At 72.4% G+C, this 17,356-nt stretch carries 17 protein-coding genes; 7 read left to right on the forward strand and 10 right to left on the reverse strand.

The genetic code is table 11. The annotated features are described in order from the left end of the window. The first annotated feature begins 6 nt into the window (after positions 1-6). Positions 7-834, forward strand: coding sequence for a class I SAM-dependent methyltransferase (locus GXW79_RS20045; RefSeq protein WP_211876226.1), 828 nt, complete (start codon positions 7-9; stop codon positions 832-834). Positions 835-996: 162 nt separating this feature from the next. Here the strand turns inward: GXW79_RS20045 and GXW79_RS20050 are convergent, their stop codons facing one another. Together GXW79_RS20050 and GXW79_RS20055 are read right to left on the reverse strand one after the other, a co-directional pair. Beyond that, a complete protein-coding gene (locus GXW79_RS20050) occupies positions 997-1,563 on the reverse strand; it encodes a tetratricopeptide repeat protein (RefSeq protein ID WP_211876227.1) in 567 nt (188 codons plus the stop codon). A gap of 38 nt (positions 1,564-1,601) precedes the next feature. Next, positions 1,602-2,606 (reverse strand): Bug family tripartite tricarboxylate transporter substrate binding protein, encoded by a 1,005-nt coding sequence (locus GXW79_RS20055; protein WP_211876228.1) that lies wholly within the window; start codon positions 2,604-2,606, stop codon positions 1,602-1,604. 138 nt (positions 2,607-2,744) lie between these two features. Between GXW79_RS20055 and GXW79_RS20060 the strand changes: the two genes are divergently transcribed. Further along, the gene (locus GXW79_RS20060) at positions 2,745-3,707 is read left to right on the forward strand and encodes a hypothetical protein (RefSeq protein WP_211876229.1); all 963 of its coding nucleotides are present in this window, start codon (positions 2,745-2,747) and stop codon (positions 3,705-3,707) included. 7 nt (positions 3,708-3,714) lie between these two features. On the opposite strand, the gene GXW79_RS20065 is transcribed toward GXW79_RS20060, so the two are convergent. Further along, on the reverse strand, positions 3,715-4,758 hold the full coding sequence (locus tag GXW79_RS20065) for an AbrB family transcriptional regulator (protein ID WP_211876230.1): 1,044 nt from the start codon (positions 4,756-4,758) through the stop codon (positions 3,715-3,717). 111 nt (positions 4,759-4,869) lie between these two features. Between GXW79_RS20065 and GXW79_RS20070 the strand changes: the two genes are divergently transcribed. Continuing rightward, on the forward strand, positions 4,870-5,178 hold the full coding sequence (locus GXW79_RS20070) for a hypothetical protein (RefSeq protein WP_211876231.1): 309 nt from the start codon (positions 4,870-4,872) through the stop codon (positions 5,176-5,178). Between the two features lie 12 nt (positions 5,179-5,190). Here GXW79_RS20070 and GXW79_RS20075 read toward each other — a convergent pair whose 3' ends face one another. The 7 genes from GXW79_RS20075 to flgE all read right to left on the reverse strand — a co-directional run bounded on the left by GXW79_RS20075 (position 5,191) and on the right by flgE (position 11,890). Next, positions 5,191-5,919: a DUF1217 domain-containing protein gene (locus GXW79_RS20075; RefSeq protein WP_211876232.1), complete on the reverse strand. Its 729-nt coding sequence runs from the start codon at positions 5,917-5,919 to the stop codon at positions 5,191-5,193. Between the two features lie 4 nt (positions 5,920-5,923). Then, entirely contained in the window at positions 5,924-6,262 is a 339-nt protein-coding gene (locus tag GXW79_RS20080) for a flagellar biosynthesis regulator FlaF (protein ID WP_246504173.1), read from the reverse strand. Positions 6,263-6,267: 5 nt separating this feature from the next. Further along, complete coding sequence (locus GXW79_RS20085; RefSeq protein ID WP_211876234.1) at positions 6,268-6,699, reverse strand: flagellar biosynthesis repressor FlbT; 432 nt, start codon at positions 6,697-6,699, stop codon at positions 6,268-6,270. 89 nt (positions 6,700-6,788) lie between these two features. Further along, complete coding sequence (locus GXW79_RS20090; RefSeq protein ID WP_211876235.1) at positions 6,789-7,616, reverse strand: flagellin; 828 nt, start codon at positions 7,614-7,616, stop codon at positions 6,789-6,791. Between the two features lie 133 nt (positions 7,617-7,749). Beyond that, entirely contained in the window at positions 7,750-8,811 is a 1,062-nt protein-coding gene (locus GXW79_RS20095) for a flagellin (protein WP_211876236.1), read from the reverse strand. Position 8,812: 1 nt separating this feature from the next. After that, complete coding sequence (locus tag GXW79_RS20100) at positions 8,813-10,342, reverse strand: flagellar hook-associated protein FlgK (protein ID WP_211876237.1); 1,530 nt, start codon at positions 10,340-10,342, stop codon at positions 8,813-8,815. A 249-nt stretch (positions 10,343-10,591) separates the two neighbouring features. Beyond that, the gene (gene flgE / locus GXW79_RS20105) at positions 10,592-11,890 is read right to left on the reverse strand and encodes a flagellar hook protein FlgE (RefSeq protein ID WP_211876238.1); all 1,299 of its coding nucleotides are present in this window, start codon (positions 11,888-11,890) and stop codon (positions 10,592-10,594) included. 238 nt (positions 11,891-12,128) lie between these two features. On the opposite strand from flgE, the gene GXW79_RS21715 reads away from it, so the two are divergent. The 4 genes from GXW79_RS21715 (at position 12,129) to GXW79_RS20125 (ending at position 17,188) form a co-directional block, all read left to right on the forward strand. Then, positions 12,129-13,715: a flagellar hook-length control protein FliK gene (locus tag GXW79_RS21715; RefSeq protein WP_211876239.1), complete on the forward strand. Its 1,587-nt coding sequence runs from the start codon at positions 12,129-12,131 to the stop codon at positions 13,713-13,715. Positions 13,716-13,734: 19 nt separating this feature from the next. Then, positions 13,735-14,409, forward strand: coding sequence for a flagellar hook assembly protein FlgD (locus GXW79_RS20115; RefSeq protein WP_211876240.1), 675 nt, complete (start codon positions 13,735-13,737; stop codon positions 14,407-14,409). Positions 14,410-14,552: 143 nt separating this feature from the next. Next, positions 14,553-16,196: a flagellar basal-body MS-ring/collar protein FliF gene (gene fliF / locus GXW79_RS20120; protein ID WP_211876241.1), complete on the forward strand. Its 1,644-nt coding sequence runs from the start codon at positions 14,553-14,555 to the stop codon at positions 16,194-16,196. Then, on the forward strand, positions 16,193-17,188 hold the full coding sequence (locus GXW79_RS20125; protein ID WP_211876242.1) for a flagellar motor switch protein FliG: 996 nt from the start codon (positions 16,193-16,195) through the stop codon (positions 17,186-17,188). The genes fliF and GXW79_RS20125 overlap by 4 nt, the downstream gene beginning before the upstream one ends. Positions 17,189-17,356: the final 168 nt, after the last annotated feature.

The following is a 17,356-nucleotide window of genomic DNA, read 5'->3' on the forward strand; positions in this document are numbered from 1 at the left end:
GGTGGCATGGAGAACTGGCGCGCGCTGAACCTCGCGAGCTGGGAGGAGCGGACGGCGCTCCATGTCGGCCCGCGCGGGTATGACCTGTCCTCGCACCGCGCCGGTCATGGCCGGCTCGACCGCATCGTCGAGGCCGAGCTGGGGTCCGTCGCGGGCCTGCGGATCCTGCACCTGCAATGCCACATCGGGCATGACTCCATCGCTCTCGCGCAGCGCGGGGCGGCGGAGGTGCTGGGCGTGGATTTCTCCCCCGCCGCCATCGCGGCCGCACGTGGCCTGGCGGCCGAGGTCGGCGCCACTCAGGCGCGTTTCATCGAGGCCGATATCGGCGCGCTGCCTGGCCTGCTTCCCGCCGAGGCGGGGATCTTCGACCTGGCTTTCGTCACCTGGGGCACGATCTGGTGGCTGCCCGACATCCGCCGATGGGCCGAGGTGATCGCGCACTTCCTCCGCCCCGGGGCTGCGCTGTATTTCGCCGACGCGCACCCCGCCGCCCTCGTATTCGACGATGGCGTTCCCGGCGCGCATCCGGTGCTGCCCGGCCCGCTGGTGCCGTATTTCGAGCGAACGGCGCGGGTCTTCGACGAGCCCACGGACTATGCCGACACCGAGGCGCGCGTTGCCAACAGCCGCACCATCACCTGGCTACACCCCTTGGGCGATATCATCAGCGCGCTGTGCGATGCCGGCCTGCGCCTCGCCTGGCTGCACGAGCATCCGGCCATCGCCTGGCAGATGTTTCGCACGCTGGTGCGCGGGCCCGACCGGCTATGGACCTGGCCGGCGGACGCCTGGCTTCCCCTGTCGGTGTCGCTGCGCGCAGAACGCGTATGAGGGTCAATGGACGCCCCTCCGGGGCGCGCCCTTCGCGCGCACCGCGAGCGCGAATGCGCGACCGCCGGAGGTCCGGCGAGCCAAGCGGCCGGAGGCCGCGCCCGGCACCTGAGGGCACAAAAATTTCCTGACGGGAGCGGTCATTCTTCATGACCGCTCCCGTCAGGTATCGTCGCCCTCGGCCTTGCGCCGCAGCTCGCGCAGGCGCGTCACACCGCCGCGCAGCTTCGGGTGGATCGCGAGGGCGGCGGCGAAACTGCGCAGCGCGCCCGCCGCATCGCCGCGCTGGTCCTGGATGCCGGCAAGCGTAATCAGCGCCGGGAAATGCCGCGGCTCCAGCCGCAGCGCCTCGCGCAGGTCCTGGGCCGCTGCAACCAAGTCGCCGCCCAGCGCATAGGCCTGCGCGCGCAGGTGCCACAGCTCGGCGGCACCAGGCTCGAGCGTGATGGCCGCATCGAAATCCTCCAGCGCCTCCTCCGCCGCGCGGCCCTGCAGGTTGCGCAGGCCGCGCCGCACCAGCAAGCCCACCGCCGGCGTCACGCTTTCCTGCCACAGGGCGCGGATACGGGCTTCGACCAGGGCGCCCCCCGCCTCATCGGGCGCGTCGGCGAGCGCGGCGAAGAGGCGTTCGAGTTCGGCCCGCCGCGCCTCGGCCGTGGCCTGGCGCGACGGCGCCTGGGCCAGGGCCGCGGGGGCGGTGAGGAGCAGCATGAGAAGGGCGCGGCGCATGGTCCAACTCTCCCCCCGGCGCGGCGCCCGACGCAAGCTCAACCTCGGCTCAGCCGCAGCCCGGCCTGCGCCACGATCGCGCGGAACTTCTCCAGCTCCGCGGCGATGAAGGCGCGGGTGCTGTCGGGCGTGCTCGGCGCCCCGGCATCGACGCCGGCCAGGGCCAGGCGCTCGCGCAGCACCGGCTCGCGCAGCGCGGCGTTGGTCGCGCGGCTGAGGATGTCGACCACGCCGCGCGGGATCCCCGCCGGGCCCATCAGCACGTTCCAGGTGCCGAAATCGAAGCCGTCGAGGCCCATCTCAGCGAGCGTCGGCAATTCGGGAAACAGCGGGCTGCGGGCGAGCGACGTCACGGCCAGCCCGCGCGTGCGGCCCTCGCGCAGGTTCATCGCCGTGGAAGCCAGCACCTCGAAGCTGTAGGCGACCTCACCCTTGGCGAGGGCCTCGGTCACCGCGGAGCCGCCGCGATAGGGGATGTGCTCGCCGCGCAATCCTCCCAGGCGCAGGCCCATGTATTCGCCGGCCAGGTGCCCGATGCCGCCCGCGCCCGAGGTCGCCCAGGGAAGCTCGCCCGGCCGCGCGCGGATCGCGGCGACCAGCCCGGCGAAATCGCGGTAGGGCGAATTGCCCGGCACCATCACCACCAGCGGCCCGGAGCCGATCATCGCGATGGCGGTGAAATCGGCCAGCGGATCGTAGCGCGTGCTCTCCGGCAGGGCGGCGGGGTTGGTCCCGTGCGAGGACGCCGTGGCGGTCAGCAGCGCATAGCCGTCGGCCGGCTGCCGGCGCACATACTCCGCGCCGATCGAGCCGCCGGCGCCGCCGCGATTTTCGATGATGATGCGGCCGTCGCGCCCCAGCAGCGGGTTCATCCGGTCGGCCAGCAGGCGCGAGGCGATGTCGGCTGACCCGCCGGCGAGGAAGGGCACGGTCAGCGCGATCGGGCGCACGGGATAGGTCGCCTCCTGCGCCGCCACCCCGCCGCTGCGCCCGGCGGACAAGGCCACGCCCGCCGCCATCAGCCCACGCCGCGACACACCCATGCACGCCTCCCCCAATGCTTCTGCGGGCTTTCTAGCGGGGTGCCGCCGCCGCGGCGAGGCCGGCTGGACGAAGCCCCGGCCCCCTGCCACTCTCGCGCCGCTTTCCAGGCGTCCCTTGAGGTGGAAAGGAGACCGCGCATGCCGCCCAGCCTCCGCTTTGCCCGCCGGACCATCCTCGCCAGCCTCGCGCCGTTCGGCGCGGCGCTGGCGAGCAATCCCGAAACCGCCAGCCTGCTGGTGCCCGGGCCCGAGGCCGGCGCGCAGTTCCGCTGGCTGCTCCGCCTCGGTGCCGGGCTCGGCCGCGCGCTGCCGCAGGCGACCGCGCTGCGCGTGCTCGCGGTCGGCGGGCCGGATGGCGTCACCGCGGCCAACCGCTTCGCGACCGAAGCCATCCCCGACGGCCAGCACCTGCTCGCCCTCGCCCCGGGGGCCGCCCAGGCCCGGCTGCTCGGCGACAGCCGTGCGAGGTACGACCCGGCGCCCTGGCTCGCGATCTGCGCGCTGGCGCAGCCCGCGGCCCTGGTCCTGCGCAGCGGCCTGCCGCGTGGCGCCGCCCTGCGCATGGCCATCGCGGGGCCCGACGCTCCCGGCGCGGCGGGGCTGCTCGCCCTCGATCTGCTCGGTATCCCGGCCACGCCGGTGATCGCGCCGGCGCCCGAGGCCGCGTATCGCGACGGCGCGGCCGATGCCTTCCTTGCCAGCGGGCCCAACCTCGCCGCCATGGCGCAGGGCCTGGGCGCGACGCTCGCCTTCGCGGCCGAGGCCGGTGCCAGCGGGCGCGACGCGGCGCTGCCCGAGACACCGACGCCGATGGAACTGCACCCCGAGATCACCGCGACGGCGCGCAGCGCGTTGCGCGCCGGGCTGGCCGCCTGCCGCCTGCGCGCCCTCGTCGTTCTGCCCTCGCTCACGCCGGCCGACACGCTCGCGGCCTTCCGCCACGCGGCGGGGCGCGCTGTGGAGGACGTGGTCGAAGACCAGCCGCGCCCGCTGCCCGCCGCCGAGGCCGTGCACCTCCAGGGCCAGCTCTGCCCTGGCCCCGAGGCGGCCGCCTATTACCGGGAATGGCTGCAGCGCCGGTTCAACTGGCGCGCCGCCTGAGCGCGGCCTAGCTGCGCCGCGACCACTCCACCGCGCGCCAGAGCGGCCCGACCGCGAGGTTGCACAGCAGCGTCCGCGTCAGGTGGAAGCCGAGGACCAGCGGCACGGCGAGGTCGAGCGCCTTGGCCGTCACGGCCATCTCCGGCATCCCGCCCGGCGCCATGCCGAGCACGACGGCGGCGATCGGCAGCCCGGAGACCAGCGCGAGTGCGAGCGCGATCAGCGCCAGCAGCAGCGACAGCGCGACCGCGGACACCATCGAGGCGAGCGCGAGCCGCCGCGATCCCAGCACGAAATCCCGCGTCAGCTTCGCACCCAGCGTCGCGCCGAGTGCCACCTGCGCGGCGTCGACCAGCGGCAGCCAGACGCCGGACGGCAACCGCCCCGTCGCCGACAGCCCGATCGCCAGCAGGCAAGGCCCGAACATCCACGGATTGGCGAAGCCGGCGCGCTCCCCCGCCAGGGCGATCGCGGCACCCACGGCGGCAAGCCCGGCCAAGCCCGGCCACCACACCGGCGGGCGCGAGGCGGCGAAGGCGGCATCGGGCGGCAGGCCCGAGGCGAGCAGCGCGAGCAGCGGCGGGAACACCACCACCACCACGATCAGCCGCATGGTCTGCGACAGCGTCACCGGCGCGATGGACACGCCCGCCCGCGCGGCGAGGACCACCATCACCACGATCCCCCCCGGCACGCCCGCGAAGAACGCGGTGCGCTCGTCCAGCCCGCCCATCCGCTTCAGGATCGGCCCCACCACGAGCCCCGCCACGATCGAGAGCAGCCCCGCGGCCAGGATGACCGGAAACGCGCTCGCCACCGCGGCGATCACGGGTGCGGTGAAACTCTGACCGAGTGCCAGGCCGAGGACGAGCAGCGCCAGCGGCCGCGCGAGGCGCGGGATCTCGGGCGGGCGTTGCCAGGCGATGCAGGCGGTCGCCAGCATCGCGCCGATCATCCAGGCGAGCGGGACGTGCAGCAGGTGCGCGATGAAGCCGCCGGCCGCCGCGATCAGCAGCGCACCCGGGCCGGACAGGAGGGAGGGGATGTTCACTGCGCGGCAGTGTCGCGCGCGGGTCGGCACCCGTCAAAACAGGCCGCGCGATTCCTGCAGGATGGTTAACGGTTTGGCAAGGAACGGACCCGATAATGCGCAATCAGCACCATGCCCCACGACATCACCCCCTGCGGCCCCGCCGCGACCGACCCGCTCCGCACCGTCACGCGCCCGCCCGCGCCGGCGGTCGAGGGCCATGCCGGCGCGGTGGTCGCGACAGCGGCCACGCCGAACCCGACGCTGCGCCTCGACAGCGGGCTCGGCATGGTGGTGATCGAGTTCCGCAGCACCTCGGGCGAGGTCGTGGCCTCGCTGCCGACGCCGCGCGAGATCGCGGCCTATCGCGTCGCCGCGCTCACCCATGCGCCGGGGCCGGATGATTCGCCCGAGGAGCAGCCCACCGCCCACCGGCTGTAGCCGCGCCGGCGCTCAGGCGAAGAGGCTGAGCGGGTAGCTGGTCGTGGATGTGCCGGTGCCGTCGCGGTTGGCGTTGGTCAGATAGCGTTCGATCAGCCGCTCCACCTTCTGCGGGTCGCGCAGGTCGGTGATCGGCAGGCGCCTGGCCACCGCGCGGGACTGCGCCTCCACGCTCTGCAACGCGAGTTCGTCGGGCAGTCCCAGCGCGCCGGTGACCACACGGCGCAGCACCGCATTGCCGAGCAGGCCATAGGTCGAGGTGACGTTGGCCGAGACCTGCTTGAAGTAGAGCGCGTCGGAAATGCCCGCCGTCGTCTCGTCCAGCCCCTGGCGCCATTGCAGGCTGCGCAGCGCCTTGTCGAAGCGGGCAAGGTTCGCGGGGTCGCGCAGCGCGGCGATGCCCTGGCCCTTGAGGTTGAGCGACGTCACCGCGTCCTTCCACCGCGCGTCAGACAGCTGGTTGAGCAGGCTCTTCGGGTCGGCCGGATCGGCGGCGAGGGCTCGGCGCGCCAGGCCGGGGAATTCGAGCTGGTCCCCGAGGCCCATCGCCGGCAACAGAACGGCGAGCACGCGCGGATCCTTCAGCGCGGCGTCGAGGTCCTTGGCCTTGGCGACGGCGGCTTGGAAATCCTTGAGCTTGCGCTGGATCTGCGGGTCCTTGGCGAGGCGGTCCAGCGCGCGCGCCTCGACCTTCGGATCCGCGGCCTGGCGATAGACGGGGATGGCGCCGGCGAGCGACACGGGATCAGCCAGCCCCGCCGAGGCCGGCCGCGACCTGCTCGTTCACGTCGATCAGGAAGCCGAGATCGGGCGCGGCGAGATCCATCTCCCGCCGCACCGCGCGACCGAGGGAGACGAGGTCGGCGCGCAGCCGCTCGGGCAGCGCATTGCCCGGATGGCCCGCGGCCGATTCCACCGCGAGCCACAGCCGGCGATTATCGGCGATGGCGCGAACCCGGCGCATGTCGTCCTCCGCGACACCCGCCGCGGCGCGGAGCGAGCCCGTGACGCGGCGGAACACATCCGCCTCCTGCACACGCGGATCCATCGCCGCGCGGGTCGCGCCATAGGCACGCATTGCCATCGTGCTCACGCGTCGGCCTCGTCGCCGGCGATGGCGACGGCGGGGGTGAGGCCGAGGGCCACATCCTCGTGGCGCATCACCCGGCGCACCAGCTTCAGCGCCTGGTAGCATTCGTCGCTTTCGGCCGCGGCCAGCGCGCGGTCCAGCAGGTCGCGCGCGAGGACCGAGGTGGTGGCTTCCTGGAAGGCGGCGATCAGCGGGCGGGCGGCGACGAAGCCCTGCTCGCGCTCGGTCTCCTCGCCGATATAGGCGGTCTGCAGCGCGAAATAGATGCGCCGCGCGGGGGTGTTCGCGGCCTCGGGCGTCATCAGCTGCTTGCCGAACAGGAACCGCGCCTTGGCGGTCAGCTCGATGCGCGTTCGGTTGCGGAAGCGGATGGGGGCGCCGTTGACGACCATCAGGTCGCCCTGGCGTAGTTCGAGCACGAGCGTCGACATGGTGGCTCCGTTGATGGGGCTGGGCGAGACGGCAATCCCGGCGGTCGTGACGGCGGCGCGCGTTGCGGCGCGCCGCCGTCCACCAGCCCTTAGCGGAACAGGCTGAGCAGGGCCTGCGGCGCCTGGTTCGCGATCGACAAGGCCTGCGTGCCCAGCTGCTGGCGGATCTGGAGCGCCTGCAGCTTGGCCGATTCCTTGGCGAGATCGGCATCGATCAGCGCACCCATGCCCTCGTTCAGCGCATCGACCTTCTCGCTGTTGTAGGAGAGCTGCTGGTCGATGTACTTGTTGTTGCTGCCGAAGGTGTTCAGCGCATTGCCGATCGCATTCATGATCGTGCTGAAATCGCCACCATCGGCGAGTGCGGCCTGCGCCGCGGCCGCATCGGTCGGCGCCGTCGCGGCGACGAGCAGGGTGCCGGCACCATCGACCGAGGTGATGGTGTATGTGGTGCCGGTCTCGTTCCGCGTCGCCGAGAACGACGCCGCGTTCGTGATGTCGAGCAGGTTCTGGCCGTTGTAGGTCGCGTCCTCGACGAAGTCCTCGAGCTGGCCGCGCATCTCGGTGTACTGCGCTTCATACTGCGCGCGCTGGGTCGCGTTCAGCGTGTCGTCGGCCAGGCGCACCAGCGTGGTGCGGATATTCGCCATCGCGTCCGACATCTTGGTCAGGCCCGAGAGCGCGGTGCCGAGGATGCCCTTGGAGTTGCCCAGCTGCTCGTTGGCGGCGGTCAGGCCGGCGATATCCGTGCGGATCGTCTGGGCGACGGCGAAAGCGGCGCCGTCATCCTTCGCGTCGGCGACGCGGAAGCCCGTGGAGACGCGCTTCTGGGTCATCGCCAGGGCTTCGCTGGTGCGGTTGAGGGACTGCAGGGCCACCATGGCCGAGCTGTTGGTGTTGACCGAGTTGAGAGACATTGGGGTCTTCCCCTTGATTACGACGAGCCGGGCATCAGGGCGCGGACAGGCCAGGTTGTGTTCCGCATTTTGCGGTATTCCGTCATTCTACGCGGCGAGGGTTAACCAACCCTCTACCCACTGCCCCGACACGTCAGAGGAAGCGCGACAGCGTGAGTTGCGAGGCCATCGAGATCGCCTTGTAGGAGGCCTCGAGCTGCGCCTGGGTCGCCTGCATGCGGGTGATCACGTCCGCCATGTCGACATCCTCGATGTCGGCGAGCTGGGTCTTGAGGATGGTCGTCACGCTGGCATGGTCGGTACGCATGCCCTCGAGCCGGGCCTCGGCGACACCCAGCGCGCCCTGCTCCTGGCCGATGCCGGCACTCGCGGCGCGCAGCCCGGCGCGCAGGCTCACCATCAGGGTGTCGAAGGGCGCGCCCTGGGCCAGCTGGTCGGGGCCGAGGGCGGCGAGCGTGGACAGGCCGCGCAGCAGGTCGCGCGCCCAGGACCCGGTGGTCTCGCCCACGCTGGTCGCGCCGCCATTGCGGTTGGCGAACAGCCCGACCGAGACGCGCTGGCCATCGGCGCCGGGCACGCTGGCCCGCGCATCGGCCAGGCCGCGCGCCGGATCCGAGGCGTAGTCGGAGAACGGCGGCACGCCCGACGCGTCGGAGCTTGCCGCGGCACCAGTCGCGGCCCAGACGGTGGCGGCGTCGCTGCCGCCGAGCGACTGCACCGCGACGGTCACCTGCTGCACCATGCCGCTGCCGCCGATGGACCCCGCCGCCGGGATCGGCGGACGCGTCGCATCGCGGCCGCCGAAGACATAGACGCCGCCATACTGGGTGTTCAGCAATTCCGCCGCCTGCGAGAGGGCGAGCTTCGCCTCGTTGGCGGCCGCGACCACGCCATCGGGGTTCGCCGTGCTCGCGGATTGCGCGAGCGAGAAGGCGCGGTTCGCGATGTCGTAGAGCGCCTGCAGGCTGGTCTGCGCGACCGCGGTCTGGCCGAGCGTGCGGTCGATCACCGTCGTGTAGGCGGCCCGCCGCGCGATCTCGCCGCGCAGGTCTATGGCGCGCGGCACGTTGGGCGCGATGTCGCCCAGCGCCGGCCCCTTGCGACCATCGGAAACCTGGCGGGAGAGCGTCTCGAGCCGGGTGCGCAGCAGGGCCGCGCCGAGGTCGAGCCGGGAGAGAGCGGAAAATCCTGTCATATCACCGCACCGCCTGCATCAGGGCATCCCACATCGCCTGCACCGTGCTCATCACCCGCGCATTGGCGGCGTAGGCATTCTGCAGCGTCACCATCAGCGACAGCTCGCGGTCCACATCGACGCCGGAGCGTTCCGCGAAGCGGCTGGCGAGGCCGTCGGCGAGCAGCTTCGCGTCGTCGACCGCCACACTCGCGGCGCCACGCTCGCCGGTCTGGCTCGCGCTCACCTGGGCGGCGTAGTCGGCGATGGAACCGGGAGCGAGGAAGGGCGAGGCCAGCGTGCCGTCCGGCCCCAGCCCCGTCGTCGCGATCGGCGCCCAGGCGACGCCCACCTGCGCCTCGCTGCCGAAGGTGTTGCCGAGGATGCGGTCGATCAGCGTGGTGAAGCCGGCCGGGCCATCGGCCGGGTTGGGCGTGAAGTCGGCCGCTCCCAGCGGCGAGCCGGCGATCGCCTGGCTGCCGTCGCGCAGCAGTCGCGGTGCCTCGGCGATGGCGGGGTTCACCCGGAACGCCGCCGCGAAGCCCTGGACCGGGCTGCCGGCATAGGGCTGCGTCGGGTCGGGCACCGTGCCGTCGCCGCCGGTGAACAGCGTCAGCCCCTGCGCATCGAACCGCGCGGCGAGGGTGGCCGCCGCGACATCGAGCTCGGCCGCGTAGCGCGGCAGGGTGGTGTCGCGCAGCGCGATGAACGCGCCCAGGCGCCCGCCCTTCACCCGTGCCGTGATGTCGTTGCCGTAGAGCGTGACCGCGGGGATGGTGCCGCCGAGACCGTAGTAGGATCCATCGCCGAGCAGCGCCGGCGACGTCGCGAAGGCCGCGCCCTGGGCCGGTATGGACAGCCACTGGCCGCCCTCGGTCACCAGCGAGATGCCGCCATCCTCGGTGGCGAGCGCGCGGACCGGCAGGTTCTCGGACAGCGAGGCGAGGATGGCATCGCGCTGGTCCTCGAGGTTGGCGGTGCTGATGCCGATGATGCGGCCCTGGCGGATCTGGTCGGTGACGGTGCCGATGCGCGCGATGTCGCGGTTGATGTCGGCAACCGCCTTGGCCACGCCGTCCTGGCTGCGCTGGCGCGCCGCAGTCACCGCGCCATAGGCGGCGCGGATACGGTCCACCACGGCATCGGCCGCGACCATCACGTCGCCCTGCCAGCTCGGCGTCGCGGGGTCGGCGCGCAGCGCGATGAAGCTGGTGCGCAGCGCGGCGACGCGGTCACCCAGGCTGTCGGCCTGCCCGGTCTGGCCATGCGCATCCTCGACGGCGCGCAGGATATCCTCGCGCGCCGTGGCGGCCGCGAGGGTGCCGCCCGCCTTGTTGATCTGCGCCACGAGCGCGGCATCGACATCGCGCGCGGCGAGCCCGATGCGGACGCCGATCCCCTGCCCCGCCACCGCCGAGGAGAGCGAGGCCAGCGTCTTGCGCGTGTACCCGGCGGTCGAGGCATTGGCGACATTGTCCGCCGCCACCGCCAGCGCGCGCTGGGTGTAGGCGAGGCCGGATTGCGAAATCGCGAGGGCGGCACCGAGGGACATGACAGGCTCCAGCGTGCGCACCGAATGGTGAAGGTGCGGCTAACAGAGGGCGGCATTTTGCCGAGAAGCGGACCGCCGGCACGAGCCTCTTGCTTGTGCGGCGAGCCCGAAATGGGCGAGCGCCGCTCGTGCTTCGAGCCAAGCGCGCGTCGTGCCAAAGGCACGCCTCCGGCGTGACGCGCGCGCGCGGCACTTGAGGGCACAAAAAATGAGGTTAAAAAGGATGGCCATTCTTCATGACCATTCCCTTTACCGCTTCATGTTCAGCGTCTCCTGCAGCATGTCATCGGTGGTCGTGATGATGCGCGTATTCGCCGAATAGGCACGCTGCGCCACGATCAGCTTCGAGAATTCCGACGCGATGTCGACGTTGGAGCTTTCGATCGACCCGACCGCGACATTGCCCGCGCCATTGCTGCCGATATCGCTCACCCGCGCCTCGCCGCTTTCGAGGTTGCGCTGGAAGGCCTGGCCGTCGCGTCGGTCCAGCCGGTCGGGATCGTTGAAGGAGACGAGCGGGACGCGCGCGACCACGCGCGATCGACCATTGTCGTAGTTGACGATGACGTCGCCATTGTCGCGAACCGCGACGGAGGTGAAGGCGCCGAGCGGCACGCCGTTCTGCGAGATGTCGCGCAACGCGTATTCGGCGCCGGCGAACTGCGTCACGCCATTGGTGTCGGCGAAGTTGCCGAGGTTGAGATTGACGTTCTGCGGCCCCTGGCCGAAATCCGCGGTGACCGCGATGTTGGCGGCCTCCCCGGCGACCGCGGCATCGCCCACCAGGCCCGACGCGTTGGCGAAGGAGGCGAGCAGGCCCGCGGCCGCCGGCGGGCTGCCGGCCTGGCCGAAATTCACCTCGATGCTGCCGAGCGTCGAGGGCGTGGCGTCCGGCGCGGAGACGGTCAGCGACCAGACATTGGGCGAGACCGGCGCCCAGCTCAGCTGCATCACGCGCACCGCGCCCAGCGTGTCGTAGATGTTGATCTGCGAGGAGACCGGGTCGGTGCTGGACGGGCTCGCGGGAAGGTTGGCCGAGACGGTGATGTCCGAGGTCGCAACCGGATTCGACACCGTGCTCTGCACCCGGATCGGCGACACCTCGGTGCGGTTGGGTTCGCCATTGGCCGCGGTCGCCCAGCCCTGCAGGTAGTAGCCGCCGCCATTGACCAGGTAGCCCTGCTCGTTCGGCGCGAAATCGCCGGCACGCGTGTAGTACTGCTCCTTGGAGAAGGTGGTGTTGCCGCCGGTGACGTCCGCCGGCCGCACCACCGAGAAGAAGCCGTTGCCGGTCACCGCCATCGCCAGCGGATTGTCGCTCTGCAGCACCGCGCCCTGGATGGTGTTCTGGAAGTCGGGACGGCCCTGCACGGCGCCCGATTCATGCATCCGAGCGTTGGACTGGGTGATGAAGGACACGAAGTTGGTGTCGACGCGCTTGTAGCCGACCGTCTGGCTGTTCGCGACATTGTCCGAGATATGGCCGAGCGCGCGCGACTGCGCGGTGAGGCCGGAAATCGCGGTGTACATTGAACCGAGCAGGGACATGGGGATCTCCGGTGTGGTGCGGGCGGCGCGGTGCCCGACGCGATGCCCGGTGAAGCGCAAGCCGCATGCCAGCGCGGCGCGCCCGGATCGTGGCGAATGCTGCCGGGATGGCGCCGCGCCCGGCAAAATCGGCCGTCCCCCGGCGCGGAATGCCGTGCGCGGCGCCGAGATCCCTGGCCCGCGCCTTGCAGCCCAGGCCGCGACACGTCCCGCCATCCCGCGGGGCCGGAGACGCCGCATGGAGAGTTCCGCAGTCGCCGCGCCGACGTCGAACCCGCTCCCCCCCGCAGGGCCTGAGATCGCGCCGTCGCGTGGCGGTGGCTTCGCGCGCTACCTGCGCCGCGCCGAGGCGCCGCCGGCGGTCAACGACAAGGCGGTCGCCGCGGACGCGCCGGCGGAGAGCGCCAAGGACGCGGAAGGCAGCGAGGTCGCAGGCGCTGCGCCCGACAACACGCCTCCGGCCGTGTCCGGGGCGGCCGATCCGGCGGAGGCGGCGGCCGGTGCCACCATCCCGCTCCCGACGGTGCCAGAGCGCGCGACCGCGGAGCGGCCAACCGAGGACCCCGTCCCTGGCGAGCCTGCGCCGGTCGCCTCGACCGGAGCCTTTCCATTGCCAGTGGCGCCGGCGGCACCGTTGATTGGCATGATCGCGCCGGCGGCCGTGGCGACCGCCGGCGCGGAACCCAATGACGAGCAGACGGTCGTCGCCTCCAGCGGCGGTGCCGAGTCGCGCGCGCTTGCCCAAGAGGCTGCGCCGATCGCGCCAAGGCAGGACGCTTCCGCCGCCGCCGCGATACGCACCGCCGCGCCGGGCGCCGTCGCTCCGGTCTCGGCACCAGGGTTTTCCAGCACGGTGTCAGCATTGGAAGCACCAGCGGCTGCGATCGCGCCAGCGGCCACCGCGGAGGCGACGGCGACCATCACCGCGATGCCTGCCCCCGTGGCCATGGCGAGCGCACCGCAGGCGATCGCCGCTAACACCTCGACCACGGCCGAGAGACGCACTGCCACCCTGGTGGCAGCCGCGCCCGAGAGCGGCGCGATCGCTCCCCTGACACCGGCCGCATCAGCCGCGCCGACCGCGTCGGTCACGTCGGCAACCCCGCCGACGCCCGCCTCGGCTTCCCCCGCCACCGTCCCAGATGCCGCGGACGCCGAGGTGAACCCGGCGCCCCCCGCCGCGCCCATGCCGCCGCACCTGGTGGCCGAGGCCTTGCCCCCTCCCCCGCCGCGCGAGCTTCTCCGCGCGGACGCACAAACGCGCGACGCCCTTGTCCCGGCGGCGGCAACGGCACAGCTGGCGCCCCCCCAAGCGGAGCCACAACCGCAACCGCCCGCCGTGCCGCCCGCCGCCGCGCCGCCCGCACCCGCCGAACCGCAACCCACCATCCCATCGGCGGCACCCGCCCGGCAGATCGCACCGCTCGCGACCGCGCTCACCTATGGCACGCGGGAGGGCGAGTCCGCCCGGCTCTCGGTCGCGCTCGACCCCGGCGAGCTCGGCCGCGTCGAGATCAGCGTCGAGCGCGCGGGCGGGCAGACCGCCATCCGCGTCACCGCCGAGCGCCCAGAGACGCTGGCGCTGCTGCAACGCGACCAGCGCGAGCTCGGCCACAGCCTCGACCAGGCGGGGCTCGGCGAGGCCGGGCGCTCGATCAGCTTCTCGCTCTCCGGCCAGGGCGGCGGCCAGCGCCAGGGCCAGAATTCGCCCGGCCAGCATGGCGCCGCCCTGCCATGGACCGCCAACGCCGATCCGCGCGCCGCGCCGCTGCCGGAGATCGCCCGGCCGCGCATCGCGCGCTCCCTCCTCGACCTCGCCCTCTGATCCGAAAGGCCTTTCTGCAATGTCCGGCACCCTCTCCGCCGCCGCCACGACCCGCACTGGTGCGACCACGGGCACGACGCCCGCGCGCAGCGGCGCCATCGCCGGTGACTTCAACACCTTCCTCACCCTGCTCACGACGCAGCTGCGCAACCAGAGCCCGACCGACCCGCTCGACACCAACCAGATGACGGCGCAGCTGGTGCAGTTCGCCTCCGTCGAACAGCAGATCGCGACCAACCAGAACCTCGCCCAGCTGCTGTCGCTGCAGCAGAACAGCGCGCTGACCGCGGCGGCCGGCCTGGTCGGTCGCCGCGTCGAGGTGGAATCGGACCAGCTCTCCCTCCAGGGTGGAATCGCAGGGCTTCGCCTTCCGGCGGCCGGTACCGCGAGTGCGGCGCGCGTCACCATCTCCGGCAGCACCGGGCGCACGGTGCGCCAGCTGGATGTGCCGCTCGCCTCCACCGCGCGCGAATGGAGCTGGGACGGGCGCAGCAATGCCGGCGTGCGGCAGGCGGACGGCGCCTATCGCGTCGCCGTCGCGGGCATCGGCGCCGATGGCCAGACGACCGGCACGCCGCCCGCCTTCACCGTGGTGGGCACCGCGACCGGCGCGACGCGCAGCAGCACCGGCGTGGCCCTCGCCCTCGGTGCGCTGTCGCTGCCGTATGGGCAGCTGCGCAGCGTCGCGAATTGAGGGAAGCGCGCCTCGCGTTAACCTCATCCTAGGCACTCCCCCGGCAATCTCTGCCCAGCGCGGCAGGATGCCGCTGCCGGGAGTGCCGCCGCGATGCCTTGTCAAAACGACACGCGTCACCTTCGGGTCGGGCGCCTTCGCTGATGGGCGGCCTCGTCGCCCAGCTGCGCGCCTTCGGGACGCTGCGGCTGGCCGCCATGGCGCTGGTCGCGGTCGCGATGTTCGGCCTGCTCGGCTGGCTCGGCCTGCGCGCCAACCAGCCCACCATGGCGCTGCTCTACGGCGAGATGGAGCCGCGCGACGCCGGCGCCGTGGTTGCGAGCCTGGAGCGCCAGCGCATCCCGCACCGCATCATGGGCGGCGGGACGCAGATACTGGTCCCCGAGGACCAGATCGCGCGGCTGCGCCTGTCCCTTGCCCGCGAGGGCCTGCCCAATGGCGGCGCCACCGGCTACGAGATCTTCGACCGCGGTGAATCCCTCACCACCACCCCCTTCCAGCAGGATGTGAACCGGCTGCGCGCGCTGGAAGGCGAGCTGGTCCGCTCCATCCGCACGCTGCACGGCGTGCGCGCCGCCCGCGTCCACCTGGTGCTGCCCCGGCGCGAGGCCTTCACCCGCGAACGCGGCGACGCCCAGGCCTCGATCGTGCTGACCATGCAGGGCGCCCAGCGCCTGGACCGCGAGGGCGTGCAGGCCGTGCTGCACCTGGTCGCCACGGCCGTCCCTGGCCTGCGCGCCCAGAATGTCTCCATCGTCGATTCGCGCGGCGAGCTGCTCGCCCGCGGCGGCCAGGCGCTGGCCGGCCCCGCCACCGCGCAGACCCAGGACGAGATGAAGCGCGCCCAGGAAATGCGGCTGGCACGCAGCGTGGAGGACATGCTCGAACGCACGCTCGGGGCCGGGCGCGTGCGGGCCGAGGCCAGCGTGGAGCTCGACTTCGACCGCGTGCAGACCACCGAGGAACGCTTCGACCCGGACAACCAGGTGCCGCGCAGCACGTCGAGCACCACCCAGGCGCAGCGCGGCGGCGAGGCGCCGGCGGCGACCGTCCAGAACAACCTCCCCGGTGCCGAGGCCGGCGGCGGCAGCCAGACCAGCGAGAACCGCGCCGAGGAGACCACGAACTTCGAGATTGGCCGCACCACGCGCAGCACGCTGCGGGAGGCGCCCAGCTTGCGGCGCCTGTCCATCGCCGTGCTGGTCGACGGCGTGTGGGACCCCGCCGAGGGCAGCGCGCCGCTGAGCTTCCGCGACCGCAGCGCCGAGGAGCTGGCGCGCATCGCATCGCTGGTGCGCAGCGCCGTGGGCTTCAACGAACAGCGCGGCGACCGGGTGGAGGTGGTGAGCCTGCGCTTCGCCGACCCGCCGCTGCGCGCGGTGGAGACGGAGACGGGGATGCTCGGCCTGCCGATCACCCCGGCCATGGTGTGGCGGCTCGGCGAGAGCCTGGTCTTCGCGCTGGTGGCGCTGCTCGCGGTGCTGCTGATCGGCCGGCCGATGGCCCGGCGCCTGGCACTCGGCTTCGCGCCGCCGGCGCCCATGGCCCTTCCGCAGGGTGCCGCGCCGCCGGCGTTGGCCGGCCCCGCCGATGCCGCGGCTTTGCACGCCCAGCCGGGACAGAAGGCGCTGAGCGGCCATGACGGCGAGGCGACGACCGTCGCGCTGCGCAATGTGGAGGGTCCGGTGCGCGCCTCCGCCCTGGTGACCCTGCACGAGATGGTCGAGAAGCATCCGGCGGAATCGCTCGCCGTCATCCGCAACTGGATGGAGCAGCCCTCCGAATGAGCCTGCGCAGCGGTACCCAGAAGGCGGCGGCGCTGATGCTCGCGCTCAACGACGACATCGCCTCGGCGCTGTTCGCGCGCATGCACGAGGATGAGATTCGCGACCTCTCCGGCGCGATGGCGACACTGGGCAATGTCTCCTCCGAGGAGGTCGAGGCGCTGTGTGCGGAGTTCGTCGGCACCATCGGCCAGACCGGCAACATCAAGGGCTCGTGGGAGACCACCGAGCGGATGCTGCTGAAAACCCTGCCGCGCGAGCGGGTCACCCAGATCATGGAGGAAATCCGCGGCCCGGCGGGGCGCACCATGTGGGACAAGCTGGGCAATGTGAACGAGGCGGTGCTCGCGAACTACCTCAAGAATGAATACCCGCAGACCGTCGCCGTCGTGCTGACCAAGGTGAAGCCCGACCACGCGGCCCGCGTGCTCGCCCTGCTGCCCGAGACCACCGCGATGGAGGTGGTGATGCGCATGCTGCGGATGGAGACGGTGCAGAAGGAAGCGCTCGACGGTGTCGAGCGCACGCTCAAGGCGGAGTTCATGTCCAACCTCGCGCGCGCCCAGCGCCGCGACAGCCACGAGATGATGGCCGAGATCTTCAACAACCTCGACCGCAATGCGGAGACGCGGATCCTGGCCGCGCTCGAGGAACGCTCGCGCGACGCCGCCGAGCGCATCCGCGCGCTGATGTTCACTTTCGACGACCTGTTGCGCGTCTCGCCCGCCGGCATCCCGGTGCTCCTGCGCGCCGTGCCGAAGGACAAGCTGGCCCTGGCGCTCAAGGGCGCGAGCGAGCCGCTGCGCGACCTGTTCCTGACCAACATGAGCGAACGCGCCGGCAAGCTGCTCAAGGACGACATCGCGGGCCTGGGTCCGGTGCGGCTGCGCGACGTCGACGAGGCGCAGGCGATGGTCGTGCTCGCCGCCAAGGAGCTGTCGGCGCAGGGCCAGATCAGCATGAACGAGGATCGAGACGAAGAGATGATCGGTTGAGATGAACGCCCTGTTCGAACCCCTGCGCGTCGGCAACCCCTCGCCCGCCGCGCGCCCGGCCATGCGGCTGGCGAGTTTCGCCCCGCCCATCGACGCGCCCGCGACCGATGCGCCCGGCATGGCCGAGGCGGCTCTCGCCGCGCGCCGCGCCGCCGAGGACGCGGCCCT

Origin of the sequence: Plastoroseomonas arctica (genome assembly GCF_018128965.1) — a bacterium.
GTDB lineage: Bacteria > Pseudomonadota > Alphaproteobacteria > Acetobacterales > Acetobacteraceae > Plastoroseomonas > Plastoroseomonas arctica.

What these genes read in the sequence shown, in the direction of transcription:
- GXW79_RS20045 (WP_211876226.1), top strand. Translation starts at nt 7, where the DNA reads ATGGAGAACTGGCGCGCGCTGAACCTCGCGAGCTGGGAGGAGCGGACG.
- GXW79_RS20050 (WP_211876227.1), bottom strand. Translation starts at nt 1,563, where the DNA reads ATGCGCCGCGCCCTTCTCATGCTGCTCCTCACCGCCCCCGCGGCCCTG.
- GXW79_RS20055 (WP_211876228.1), bottom strand. Translation starts at nt 2,606, where the DNA reads ATGGGTGTGTCGCGGCGTGGGCTGATGGCGGCGGGCGTGGCCTTGTCC.
- GXW79_RS20060 (WP_211876229.1), top strand. Translation starts at nt 2,745, where the DNA reads ATGCCGCCCAGCCTCCGCTTTGCCCGCCGGACCATCCTCGCCAGCCTC.
- GXW79_RS20070 (WP_211876231.1), top strand. Translation starts at nt 4,870, where the DNA reads ATGCCCCACGACATCACCCCCTGCGGCCCCGCCGCGACCGACCCGCTC.
- GXW79_RS20080 (WP_246504173.1), bottom strand. Translation starts at nt 6,262, where the DNA reads ATGGCAATGCGTGCCTATGGCGCGACCCGCGCGGCGATGGATCCGCGT.
- GXW79_RS20085 (WP_211876234.1), bottom strand. Translation starts at nt 6,699, where the DNA reads ATGTCGACGCTCGTGCTCGAACTACGCCAGGGCGACCTGATGGTCGTC.
- GXW79_RS20090 (WP_211876235.1), bottom strand. Translation starts at nt 7,616, where the DNA reads ATGTCTCTCAACTCGGTCAACACCAACAGCTCGGCCATGGTGGCCCTG.
- GXW79_RS20095 (WP_211876236.1), bottom strand. Translation starts at nt 8,811, where the DNA reads ATGACAGGATTTTCCGCTCTCTCCCGGCTCGACCTCGGCGCGGCCCTG.
- GXW79_RS20100 (WP_211876237.1), bottom strand. Translation starts at nt 10,342, where the DNA reads ATGTCCCTCGGTGCCGCCCTCGCGATTTCGCAATCCGGCCTCGCCTAC.
- flgE (WP_211876238.1), bottom strand. Translation starts at nt 11,890, where the DNA reads ATGTCCCTGCTCGGTTCAATGTACACCGCGATTTCCGGCCTCACCGCG.
- GXW79_RS21715 (WP_211876239.1), top strand. Translation starts at nt 12,129, where the DNA reads ATGGAGAGTTCCGCAGTCGCCGCGCCGACGTCGAACCCGCTCCCCCCC.
- GXW79_RS20115 (WP_211876240.1), top strand. Translation starts at nt 13,735, where the DNA reads ATGTCCGGCACCCTCTCCGCCGCCGCCACGACCCGCACTGGTGCGACC.
- fliF (WP_211876241.1), top strand. Translation starts at nt 14,553, where the DNA reads ATGGGCGGCCTCGTCGCCCAGCTGCGCGCCTTCGGGACGCTGCGGCTG.
- GXW79_RS20125 (WP_211876242.1), top strand. Translation starts at nt 16,193, where the DNA reads ATGAGCCTGCGCAGCGGTACCCAGAAGGCGGCGGCGCTGATGCTCGCG.